The sequence below is a fragment of the Phormidesmis priestleyi BC1401 genome (assembly GCF_001650195.1).
In the GTDB taxonomy this organism is placed as follows: Bacteria; Cyanobacteriota; Cyanobacteriia; order Leptolyngbyales; family Leptolyngbyaceae; genus Phormidesmis_A; species Phormidesmis_A priestleyi_B.
On the sequence record NZ_LXYR01000034.1, the window covers coordinates 17,184 to 29,744 of the forward strand.

The window sequence follows — 12,561 nt, forward strand, 5'->3', positions numbered from 1 at the left end:
TTATTCCTTTTTCAAGCTGAATTGTTGGTGTAATATGTCGCGATCTAATTTGGCAATATCTAACATTGAGTCAAGCGCTACCACTACATAGCCATCAATATTGAGAATCCGTTGCATGATGATTAAAAGGCTGCGAACGCGCGCAATCGGATAACCAATGATTCGTGACAGTGCATTCAAGGTAATCTTGCCGCCGGAGTCATCCATTGCTAAGAGTGCTCTAGCTAGTACATCGTCTCCTGGAAGCGTTCGTCCTGCTACTTTCTTGCGTGATTTGTAGATGGGCGAAGCTAGTAAATCAATGATCCACTGCGAGGGTTGCTGAGTAGAGTGTGGCACCTCGAACTCTACTTTTACTGAGAATAAGGGTCCAAAATCAGCTTGGATAATCGGTTGAGGCGACACCATCAATGGGGAAACATTTTCTATGAATGCGATCTGTTCCTCCCACCAGAGCGGCGTATCAACGGGTGCCTCAATCCATCCGGCAGGATAGGTAGTGGACGAGCAAAGAACAGCAATCGGGACAATCATTTCTTGAGGCGAAATCCCACCATGATATCCATTGTTTTTAGACCGATACCGAAGTCGCTCAGTCCAGGGGGCAATGAGAGAGTCTAAGTTAGGCAGTGCCACTCGTGAACCTTTAATCCGCAGTTCCCCCTCTTTAGGGTGACCATCATCTAACCGCCATCTTTCGCCACCCTCAGAAGATTTCTTGACCATCTTGTCATCGTCCATTTGATGATCAAAAACATGCCCATGATCGCTGAGTAGAATGACGAGGCGATTAGAGGCTTTGGCTTCGTAAAGCAGGATCGATAGTACCTTAATTTCGTCTTGTGACCATTGAACATCAAGTTGATCACCCTTCGCTAGATAATCATCGATCGCGTTGATCACAACTCCAACAATCCGGTTTTGAGGAACCTTGACTGCGTTTCTCACCACATCTGCTAACACTCCATCTTGCTCACGGAGCGCATCCTTATGAAACAAAATAGGTGGAGAACCGTGGCGACAGTGTGCCAGAAGGGATGGTAGTGCTGCAAATCCTTTTTTCTCGTCAGGCGACTTACCCTGTCTTAAGTGCCCACAGAGCAAGCTGGTACGAGAGACTTCTGTAGTAGAGGGGATAGCTGCTAGACCTGCGGTAACGGCTGATGTTTGTTCGTTCTGACACAGGGAAACCCAACGTCGTTCGGCTGTGATGTCTGCTACCAGTTCGCGACAAGCTGCCATACTCATCCCGTCCATAACAATGACAAGCACTGGTGCGTGGGATGCCAGAGGCGCAACGATCGCTTCTAAAATGTGTTCCACAGGAAGCACGGCTTTTCCAGTAGAACCCACTTCTACCCAGTTTTGTAGTAAGGTAGCAAACTGAAAAGCTTGCTGTTCCCGGAGCGCAGTAACTTGGTTAAAGAGGATGGCATAGGCTTCAGATAACTCTCGAATTGACTCACTCCATCGCAGTGAAAGCCTTGCCCAATCGACAAATCCCCCTTCAGTTTGATAATTCATCATGGCTTCGGCCAAAGATTCAGTGGGCTTTGGCATTTTTTGACTAGCCATCCACTCCATCAAGCGAATTGCCATAGCAATACGGTTTAGTCGGCGACATTCTGAGGGAGCTTTGGCTCGGTCATGATTGAGAACAGATTCATGAGCCATGTGAATTGGCTGGATGAAATCTGTTTTTTTTGTCTTCAGAGTGTCTCCCAGACATTTTCCTAAGGTAGCTAGCCGTTGTTCAAAGCCTGTAGGAGAGGTATCGCTCAAATAAGCAAACGATTCTGCACCTATTTCCAGCAAGATTTTATCTGTACGCTGTAGGAGCTGATGCTTTTGGTCAGAATTAAATTGCTGCAAACAGGCTGTTGCAACCTGTCCCCACCGAAATACTGAATGGGAATCAATTACCGTGCCACCGAGATAACGTTCCTCAAGTTTGCCGATCGCTTTGTCCAGTCTCCCATTCACATCGGGATGTAAAAGCACCTCAAGCGCTAATCCAACGGGTAGCGCATCTGGGCGCTCACTACTCAAAACACAATGAAGGACAGTTCTAGTTGCTGAACCCGCTGTGGATGTCAACCAATCAACCGCAGACTTGCGAAATACATCGGGTGCTGCTTTCAATTTTGCTACATTGTCTGCATCAGTTGACCAGTTAAGAATTGCCAGGAGATCGGGGCGGTGATCCGTCAACCCAATTCCCTGGTTTGTGAGAATGAACCAAACGGTTTCGGCATCAAGAAATCCTCCACTAACTGACGGATAACCACCGGAGGGAACCCAATCCATCAAGTAGTCGGCAATCCAAGGAGCTTGCATGAGCCGCGGATCGATTGAATTTGCCCGAAACAACGTTTTGATAATTTGCCAACTGTCAATCAGATGCAGTTTTCGTCTCGCTAATCGCAGCAGAACATCATCGCCCAAATCAGCTTCATCAAGACTTGTCAGAAGCACTGTAATGGTTGGATCGCTGTGAGTTTCACGAAGCGCAAGCCGCATGGCTAGAGGCGAGTCGCACTGCTCAATTCGGTAGGTTTCTGAGCCATCGTGTTTAAGGCGATCGCCTGTCCAACGTCCTTGAGCGCGAATTCCAATGATTTGAGCGTCAGGAGTTTTCTGCCGGATGGCAGCTATTTGAGCTTTGATTTGGCTAAAGGTAGGTGCTGTCACGACTCAGTACTACTTTCCTCAACAACCCAACTGATGCTCAAACGAAGCGTTTGGTCTGCTTTTAAGTTTTGCGTCAGTTCTGACAGCAGACCCTGAGCGCTATTGATTTCCAGGTTTTCCTTTGTACCTTGACTTATGACTTGTTTACCACGCTTTTGAATGAGACTTGGCGTTAAGGTTTGGACAGGTTCAGGTGTTGATCTGCCTTCACCCATAGAGTTTTTTTCTATGGGAATGGAAACAGATGGAGTTGGAATAGGTTTTACGGTTAGTTCCCGTGCTTTTGTCTGGGCAGTTCTCAGGGTTGAACTCAAGGAGATGACATATTCATCGCTGCACAAGGCTTGTCTAACCGTTTTGCAGATTTTGTCTGCTGACTGTTTGCGATCGTCAGCCAACGTCGCAATAAACTCAAAAACTCCCCAGTCTGTCTGTTCTAAAATAGTAGTCAGCATGGATGCTTTACTGAGGCATTCTTTCATTGCAGCTTCGGTTGTCGCGATCGTTGCCTCAGCTAAAACTTTCACAACGCTGTTCGCTTGATTGGAACCAATCTGCTCGACTAGCACAAGGGTTGCAGTTGCCGTTTTGAGGCGGTCGCTCTCAGTGTTTAATTCAAACCGATCCAGCGCGGTGCTGAGAGTTTCAGCATAAGTGTGAATAGCATTGCGACAGGAGAGCGATCGCTGCGTCACTTTAGACTCGATATCTGCGACATTATTGGCTTTCCGCAAAGGAGAAATCTGAACTCCAAAAATGCTGTCTGCTCGCTCAACTGCCGTTTGCCACTGTAACTCATCTGGCAATTTCTGCTCTCGCAGTTCGCATTCACTCCAGATCTCCTTCAGCGTCGGTTCAACAGGGGTATTGTGCCGAAAGAAGGTGCGGTTGGTCTGTGCAGCAAACGTCAGGATGATCAGATTTTGCACTTCTTTGGGTAAGCCCATCGCTTTGGGTTGATCGATCCATTCCCGTAACTGACTGACAGTGATAGGGCCGCCTTCGGACTTGCGGATAAAGTTCGTTTTCCAATGCTGATCGAGAACCAGGTGAGTGGCATCGTGTCCCATTTCCGCAAGTCGCAATGGATTTGCAATTTGCCGCAGTAACAATCGGCTGGGTTTCTCAACGGGAACGCGATGATCGGAAGCTAGGGCTGCTGCATTAAGGATTTGATAGACCTTCTCTAAGTCATTCAGCTTGATAGTTTTGCCTTCATCAATTGGAAAAATTGGAGCGGCGGGAAAATCAAATATGAGGGCTTGCTCTAGAAGATTGAGCATTGCTCCTTCTAGGCGAGCGGCAACGGGGGGCTGTAAATCAAAGCCAGGATAAAGCGAGACAAACCGTTCATTCAGTTCTAGAGGATGGGTCGTGTCTAGAGAATTGGGTGAGAGGGCTTCTAATCCGTAGGCAGCATCCAGATGGTTTTGGACTTGCTGCCGCAGCATACTGCACTGGTTCTCTAACAAGGATTTTGCAGCTTGTCGGTCTTGAGGGGAGAGGTGATTTGCGTACTGGGAAAAGCGATCGCCCGTCAGAATGTGTTCTAGAGTCACCAGTGAGCCGAGATCTTTTTGGGCTTCAGCACTGAAAAAGGCAGGCACCCAGCAAAGCGTTTTTGCACCATCGGGAAAGGATGCTTTAAACAAATCAAGGCGGCTCAAATCGTCACGGGGACTATGACCCTCTTCAAAGGGAAAATCAATAATTAGTTTCCATCGCTCACTGTCATTCTCTAACGAGGCATCCGGCAGTTCTCGGATGTTTTTGAACAGAACAACGCATGATCGCTTGGTGCCTCGCCAGTCAAAATTACGGTATTGCTCGAACTCGTCCTCGCCTTCAACCTTGAGTTGTTGAAAGACCATTTGCCGCAGCAAGCGGATGCGGTTGCCTCGGTTATCAACTTCTCCTTCGGCTTGTTTGAAAATCCGTTCTGTATCAACGCCAGAGAGTTGAATCGAGATGGAAGGATTTTGTTCTTCGCTGATGCGGATTTCGCCAACGCTCGCGGCCCAAGTTTTGCAAAGGGTTAAGACCATAGAGCCTTCTCGACCCGCGATCGGAGTTTTGATCGTGCCATGATTGAGCGCTGCTAGACGTTCGGCGTTTAATGCCCGCAGGGATTCGACTTCTGGCACTAAAGCAGAGAGCAGTAAAGTTTTAATCAGACGATCGTGATTGCGGAATGCGGTCAATCGCGGGTCTTGGGGAGATAATGTTTCTAATTCTTCTCGGCGGATGCCCTGTTGCTTTTCAAGTAAAGGCAGCAATTTCTGGTGATAGAGGCGTTTTGCATTATTGAAATGGATTGCCATCTCTGGACTAAAGGCTTCATCGCCATGAGCAATGACATCAAATAAATCCCCGACCGGAACGATATCGCCTAGCGCCAGAGTTTCTTGCTGATCGACTAGAAGTTGCATCATGACTTTGAGGGCGGTGCGCTCCCGTTGAAGCACACTGGAGACGGCAATCAGCGTTTGTACTAAGGCAGGACTAAACGGGTAAACCTTGCGGAACATCTCCCGATCGCCTTCGCTGGTCAGGAGCGTCGTCATGACCGTGTCGCGTATTTTTGTTTGCTCGAAAGCGGTATTGAGTTCTAATCGAGCGGCAGGGGTTTTACATTTGAGAATGCGTTCGTGGGCGATCGCGGGCAGGTTACGATCTTCTAAGTTAATGCGATCGAATCGTCCTTCCCAATGTTTGAGGGCATCGCTAAAGTTGAGCCGTTCTGCACCGGGAACTGCGTCACCAATCAGTTCGCTCAGGTCGCGCTGACGGGCGACAAAGCTGATGATCGGCACGGGTCGATCGGGCGTTTGGGCTTCGACTAATTTTGCAAGTTTCTGCCCTTCTTGGTGAACAAACTTCAAATCGGTGGCACGGCTAGCCAGCCAAAGAATCAATTCATCCAGAAACAGAATGACGGCATCGTAGCCGAGGCTTTTAGCGTGTTGACTGAGAACCGATAAGCCCTGATCGAGAGAAACGTATTTTTCTTGATTGCCATCTGAGATATTTTGATACGATGCAAAAAAACTTTTTACTAACGCTCCAATTAAGCGTTGCCGCTCCTGAAGTTTCACAGTTTCATCGTGGGTTAGCTGCTTTCTCTCATTCTGGTCAGAGGGCATTGGAGGAGTGAGCACAGCAGCCTCAAACCGCTCCGCATCCCAACCATTTTCTAATTCTCCCCAGCCGCCCTCGCTTTGCTCTTCAGCCTGGTTGAGTTTGGTAAAGAAGGCTTCATCTCCCATACCAACACGAATTACTTGGGCATCGCGAAAAAGTCCTTCTCCTAAATAGACACCAGGAATTGAGGCATTGGGATGAGTTCGGCGTATAAAGTCGGCATAACCGCCCAGAATCCCTGATTCCATATCGTGGGCACCGATCATGTGATAAGGCACCAATAGAAAGCGTTTACCCTCAATCCATTCGTTGTGTTTGGTGATGACAGGGGCAAGTTTTTTGAGTTTACGGGCTTCTAAGTTGCCTTGCAGGATGAGGTGCAAGACTGCCATGAAGTGACTTTTACCGCTACCAAAGCTGCCGTGTAGGTAGGTGGCTTTGCTGCTGTTGGCTTGTAGGGAACTGCGGATAAAAATCAGGGCAGTATCAAAGCATTCTTCGAGTTCTGGGGTGACGACGTAGTCGCGGAGGGTTTCGGTTGCACGAATTACGCCTTCGGTGAGTCGCAGGACAAAATCGCCCTTCTGGACTCGTTCGGGGATATGAATCAGATCTTTGATCAGCGTCATGGAGGAGCCAAGGCGATTAAGTTACCTTATGTTATAACCTGAGTTGCTGTAGGCTAGGAAATTAGAAGGTTGAAGCCAGGTAAAACGTCTTCACCAGAGAGGGTAGCTGGATAGGGCAGCGTCTCGACGGGTCGATTGAGTCGGTAGATTTTGACTTGAAGATCTTGAGGGTTAATTAGCCATCCGAGACGTAGGCCGCTTTGCAGATATTCCTGCATTTTCTCTTGCAGTGGGATGAGTCGTTTAGCGCTTTGCGCAACTCCCCAGGAACCGGTGCGTGAACGCAGTTCGATCACAAAGTCGGGGCAGAGGGGCGGAAATTTTTCTCGTTCTGTTTGGGTCAACGATTCCCAACGATCGCGCTTTACCCAAGCCACATCGGGAGAGCGGCTGCTATCGCACACTGCGTGACCGCCGCCACCCGGTAATTTGAAGACGGTGGAAGAGCTAAAGACAACTCCAAGCTCGGTCTGCTCATTCCAGCCCACAACTTTACTGATTAAGCTGGCTTCCTGGATGCCGCTTTCACCTCCGATCGGGGTCATGATGATTAACTCTCCTTTGGGCGATCGCTCCATTGCGACATCGCGGTTTGCCATACACAGTTGGTAGAACTGCTCATGAGTAAGTTGAATAATGGGTGATAAATCAAGGACAGTTGCCATATTTCTTACCGCCGAATCGTTCAGATAGATAGACAAAACCAAGACGTGATTTGAGAATGAACTCAAAGAACAGAGGAGCTATTGATGATTTGCAATATCGTTGAGAATTTGAACAATGACGGGTCGGAGGGTGGATAAATCTTGTTGAACGGTGTCCCACACGACCTCAAGATCTACACCAAAATATCCATGAATTAGTTTATCTCGCATTCCTGTAAAGCCTCTCCAAGGAATTTCGGGGTACTGGTCGCGCAAGGGTTGCGGGATGTTTTTAGCTGCTTCTCCGATTACTTCAATTGCCCGAATAATTGCAAACACTGTCTTTTGATCGTTTTGGAATTCGGTAAAGGTCAAGCCACCTAAAAAATTTTCGGCAAGGTCGATCGTCTCCAAAATATCTTGAAGAGAATCTCTAATATCGCGCTGAGTCACAGGTAAACGACCTCTCGTAAAATTTGTTCACCAATGTAGGGTTTTAAGCCTTTCTTCATGACTAAATCGACTTTCAGCTCTAACAGATCGCTCAAATGATTTTCTAATTCACAAAATGTGAGTAAGCCAAACCGAAATCCTGGCTCAAATTCTACTAGCACATCAATATCGCTTTCTTGGGTTTGTTCTCCACGCACATAGGAGCCAAAAACACCAAGCTGGGTTACATGATACTTCTGCTGAATGAGCGGTTTAGCGCGTTCTAGTTGTTGCTTGATTTCTGCTAAAGATTTCATCGGTTTCTCTCCTCTTAACTGTCGGTACTAAGTCATCGACGGCGATTGGTTCGGGTGGGAGGTTGCCACGATCGTACTTCGTCTAGGGTTTTGTCGATTTGGCGGGCTTCGTCTTGAATGAAGGATTCAAAGTAGTCGCCCATTGATAGGTCGTAAACGGGATCGAGGTCGTTGTGCCATTGTTTGAGCCAGGGGAGGAGTTGGAGGAGGTTGGCAAGTAGGGGAGGCAAGCGGGGATCTTCGCGTCCGCCGAGGCATTCTTGGACTTCGACAAAGTAGGCGCTGATGGCTTGGGCGAGTTGGAGGTGGTTGTAACCTGCCCAGGCGATCGTCATGGTTCCGTCTTCGGCGTTGCAGTGGGGGAAGCTGACCCAGCGTTCTTTGGGGACATCGAGTTTGCCGCGCAGTTTCCAGTAGTGGGGTTTTTGAAAGTCGGTGTTGGTGTATTTGGGTGGGACGGGGATGGTGCCAATTTCGTGCTGGGTGACTTGTTTTAGGATGGCTTGGGGCAGGTAGTCGGGATGGTCTTTGTCGAGTTTGGTACGATCGCTAATTTTGTCTTCTAATCGTTGCAGGTTCCAGGTATGTTCCCATTCGGATCGTTTGCGAAGTCCGGTGGGCTTGTAGCGAAGGATGGGCAAGAGGGGGACGCTTTCGGCTTCGACGAGTTCGGTGACAAGTTTTTGGACGTTGAAGGTGGAGTCGTTGCGGTAGAGTTCGCCGACTTGCAGGAATTCGGGGTCTTGTCGGGCGAGGTCTGCGAGTTGGGCGATCGACACCAGAGATATCTCAATTTTGGCGGTGGGTTTGCCGTCGTCGTTCATGCGTCCGTCGAAGTCGAAGTAGGTTTCGAGGCGATCGAACAACCATCCTCTTAAAGCGCGTTCTAGCTGAGAGTCCCAGGGTTCGGTGTTCCAACGACGTTTGTATTCGGGTTGTTCGATGAGGGCAATGTTACGATCGCGCTCAATAATTTCAATACGTCGCTGTACGAGTTGTTTGTAATCGTCTGACCATTCGATCGGGAATTTGGTAATGGGTGTGGAGTGGTGGCGATCGAACCAGGTGGTTTGCAGTTCGCCTGCTGCCATTTTGCGAGCCATGACGATCTCGAAGGCGCGTTGACCGAGAGCGATCGTAGGCGGATCGGAACAAGTGAGATCTTCGGTAAGGAGACTATAGAGTTGATAGCACTGCCAATCAAGTTCTTCTTGAAGAGCGATCATTTGGTCGATCGTATGTTGCCAAACTGAGCGATCGGCATTCAGATTTTTTGCAGGTAATAGATCACTTAACTTTGTGGCTAGTTGATCAAGCTTCCTCGACAATTCAACCGGACGTAATTCTGGCAGGGGAAATAGTTTTAATCCGGTGCTGGCATACTCATATGTATTGAACTCAACCTCTCCCGTTGTCCGTGCCCCTTTTTGGTCAGTTGAATCACCTTTATTATGAAAAATCTGTTTCATCCAAAAGCAAGCAAGTGAACTATTCAATAGTCCAAGTAGAACTAAATAATCACCTTCAGTTGCATCACTAGGAAGCATAACGATGGGAGCATGACGATTGAAAGCGTTAGTACCTTGATCAAGGGCAAAATGATTATGGGTAGCAACAAACGCTTGAGCAATCCGAAATTTTGCTCTGTATCGTTGATGAATATAGCGAACCCAAGTGTAGTAGGATAAGTTCTCTTCTTCAATAGTCTTACCGCCAATGAGAACGCGAGATTGGAGGTGAGATCGGTTTCTCCACCAAGCTTTTATGCAATTTGTGATACCGTCAACCTGAAACAAATGTCCGTTACTTGTGTACGGAATCGCAATAATTTCATCGGGTGAGATAGCCCAATTACGGATAACATCTCCAGGAACAAAGTTTCTGATTAAACTCTTTTCCCAATTTTTTCGACAGGCAGTAGCACGATCACTCACAAAAACTTCGTCTAGTCCAGCCCAGCTTGCAACACCAATTTCATCAACGACATCATTAAGTAAGCTTGTTGATGATTGATCTAAAAATTCTTTGAGTTCTGATGCGCCACCGCCACCAATTGACCAGGGATGCTTACAGAAACTCTCCCGCATTGAATCTGTAACGCTAATGAATTCATTCCGTGTCCCAGATTGATCAATGTAATTTACGATAGCCAACCAAACTAATCCCTGGGATGGGTCATTTGGTGAACTTGGTTCTCCTCGAATTCCCATTACAGTACGGATTTTACTTGAAATTGGTTTACGATTTCGCCCAAATAAAATTACTGTTGGTGTTCCATGTCCTGGAATATAAGCGCCACTCGTATCAATAACGTGAGTCAGATCGATATTTGGGATAAAGTTTTCAATTAATTTTTTCCCGAACTCCCGTTTCATAAAATTGTTTGCAGTAATCTGCCCAGTGAAACCACCCACAACAGCAAGTGAATAAATTCGCTGCATAAACGGCACTGCTAACGAATACTGCCGATAGCAAGTTTCTTTATATAGGTTCCGATATGCCACATTCAACGCTCGATCTTTTGGCGTGATGTAAGGCGGATTTGCCACAACCGCGTGATAGTGTCCTGGAATCAAAGTTCGATTCAGTTCTGCAACATCTTCACTCTTGTAGTGATGATCCTTGGGTGACACACCCTCAAAAGCTAACTGCGTCCCTTCCCCATGCAGCAGCGAATCTCCACACACCACCTGAATCTTAAACGCAGGCGCATCCCGCAACCGCTCAATTCCACTCGATCTCATCGCCGCTAACAACAACCGAAACCGAGCGATCGCCACCGCATACGGATTAATATCAACCCCGTGAATGCTATCGAGCGATCGCTGCGCTAACACCCGCACATTCGTCCCCGGCTCCTTCTTTAACCAGCGATCGAGCAACCGAGCAAACGCACCCAGCAAAAAATGCCCACTGCCACAAGCCGGATCAATCATCCGAAAATCGCTCAAACCAAACTCAGCGATCGCCGGATCTAACGTGCGATCGAGAATAAACGACTCCACAAACTCCGGCGTTTGCAACAGCGCATACTTCTTCCGTGCCGCCTCCGACAAATCCTGATACAAATCTCCCAAAAACCGCGTATCCCAATGCTCATCGCCAAAGTCATGCACCAACAAACCCGTCGATGGCTCCACCCTCTGAAAAAACCTGAGCAACTCCCCTGCCGCATCCCCGCTCAACCAATTTGGCAACTCTCGAATGCGGTTATTCGTGCCAAAAATCTCCCGCGTTCCCGGCAATTTCGCCAATCGATCGAACACCATCAGCCAATACTCACGATCGGTTTCCTGCGGATGTTGACGAAAATAAACCTCATGCTCATCGCGCGATCGCTGTAGTCGCTCCCCCGCTCCCGAAATCATCGGCGGATCAATCAGTTGATTATCTTCAAGAAACCGGACAAACACGCCACTCAGCACCCAAGCCGAAGCCATCTGAGTAATCGCATCCGATCGCCACTCCTCAAAACTCTGCGCCGTTCGTTCAGCCTGCTTTGCGCGATCGTAGTCTGATCGCAGCATTTCCCCAACTTCTGGCACATCAAAGGAGTCACTGCGCTCTAACAGATCTGTTTCCAGTGTGCGAAGTAACTTCTGTAAATCACTGAGGAGTTTGGCGCGATCGATCATAATTCCTACTTCTAAAAATTAACCTGCAATTGCTTCACTCGTGCCAAAGTCAGTAAACTGACGCACATAAGGCTCATGGAACGCCAAAATGATGTCTTGTTTGGGCACCCCCATTTCGACTAGCCGATTGGCAATTCCTTCTTCTGTCCCATCATGCTGAACCCAGATCTTTCCGTCTTTAATATCAAGGTGCAAAATGCAGCCAAAATCACGCTTATTTCCACGCCAACCGACATAGAGCAGTTGATAGTGATCGTGTTCCGCATCAAAAATCGTCTGCACCTCATACTCTTGAGCATTTCGCTGCATCGAAGCCCGATCGCGCCGCTCTGATAAAAGATGTCGAATATACTGCCGGTATTGTTCTACAGCCATACCTACCCCTGTACAGTTCGACAAAACTGTCTAACTGCCCGAACTACCGTTAAATCTGTCCCAGTTCGCCGCACCTCCAGCCATTGGTTTAACTGCTCAGCATTCACCATCGGAAACGCCCGACTCGCCAGCGCATCCACATACGCCCCGTTCTCTAAATGCTTAATCTTGAGGCGATTAGCGCCAGACGCAACTCCGAAGGAACCACGTTGATAGAGCCATACCTCCGGCACGCCCATTGCCTGATAGATACTCAATTTACTATCAGAACGATTGGCAATATCCACTTCCAGCGCTAAATCAGGAGGCAAGTCATTAGAGATCGGCTCACCTAACCCTTGTCCTGCCTGAGCATTTTGAATATAAAAACAGCTATCTGGCTCGATACCTTTACTCAAGTCAGCACGATTCATCGTCATTGAACCCAAATCGTTAAACTCAAAGCCAAACTCTTCTGCTAGAGTCAACGAGATCGCTGCCAATACTCGATTCGCGGATTCATGCGATTGACCAGGCATCCTAATTTCTAATACTCCGTTCTCATAAGCAACGCGGGTCGAGCGATCGTCTCCTAGCTCCTTCAATAGCGCAACATACCCCTCCCATGTCACACCACTAATCCGAATGGCGCTACCAGGAGTGAGTTCAATTTGACTAATCGGAGTTGCAATTGCCACACTCATCGCAAATTCGACCT

8 protein-coding genes are annotated in these 12,561 nt (G+C 48.0%); all 8 read right to left on the reverse strand.

Annotation, left to right across the window (positions count from 1 at the left end; translation table 11 throughout):
* The 8 genes from pglZ to A8707_RS17085 all read right to left on the reverse strand — a co-directional run bounded on the left by pglZ (position 1) and on the right by A8707_RS17085 (position 12,547).
* Positions 1-2,691: a BREX-2 system phosphatase PglZ gene (pglZ, locus tag A8707_RS17050; RefSeq protein ID WP_068818406.1), complete on the reverse strand. Its 2,691-nt coding sequence runs from the start codon at positions 2,689-2,691 to the stop codon at positions 1-3.
* A complete protein-coding gene (locus tag A8707_RS17055; RefSeq protein WP_068818407.1) occupies positions 2,688-6,461 on the reverse strand; it encodes a DUF6079 family protein in 3,774 nt (1,257 codons plus the stop codon). The genes pglZ and A8707_RS17055 overlap by 4 nt, the downstream gene beginning before the upstream one ends.
* Positions 6,462-6,514: 53 nt before the next feature.
* The gene (locus A8707_RS17060) at positions 6,515-7,126 is read right to left on the reverse strand and encodes a Uma2 family endonuclease (RefSeq protein ID WP_068818408.1); all 612 of its coding nucleotides are present in this window, start codon (positions 7,124-7,126) and stop codon (positions 6,515-6,517) included.
* Between the two features lie 78 nt (positions 7,127-7,204).
* Positions 7,205-7,558, reverse strand: a complete 354-nt coding sequence (locus tag A8707_RS17065; protein WP_068818409.1) for a HepT-like ribonuclease domain-containing protein — start codon at positions 7,556-7,558, stop codon at positions 7,205-7,207.
* Positions 7,555-7,854, reverse strand: a complete 300-nt coding sequence (locus A8707_RS17070; protein ID WP_068818410.1) for a nucleotidyltransferase family protein — start codon at positions 7,852-7,854, stop codon at positions 7,555-7,557. Before A8707_RS17070 ends, A8707_RS17065 begins: the two co-directional genes overlap by 4 nt.
* Before the next feature lie 32 nt (positions 7,855-7,886).
* On the reverse strand, positions 7,887-11,489 hold the full coding sequence (gene pglX, locus A8707_RS17075; RefSeq protein ID WP_068818411.1) for a BREX-2 system adenine-specific DNA-methyltransferase PglX: 3,603 nt from the start codon (positions 11,487-11,489) through the stop codon (positions 7,887-7,889).
* A gap of 18 nt (positions 11,490-11,507) precedes the next feature.
* Positions 11,508-11,864, reverse strand: a complete 357-nt coding sequence (locus tag A8707_RS17080; protein WP_068818412.1) for a XisI protein — start codon at positions 11,862-11,864, stop codon at positions 11,508-11,510.
* Positions 11,865-11,866: 2 nt separating this feature from the next.
* A complete protein-coding gene (locus A8707_RS17085) occupies positions 11,867-12,547 on the reverse strand; it encodes a Uma2 family endonuclease (RefSeq protein WP_068818433.1) in 681 nt (226 codons plus the stop codon).
* Positions 12,548-12,561 lie beyond the last annotated feature (14 nt).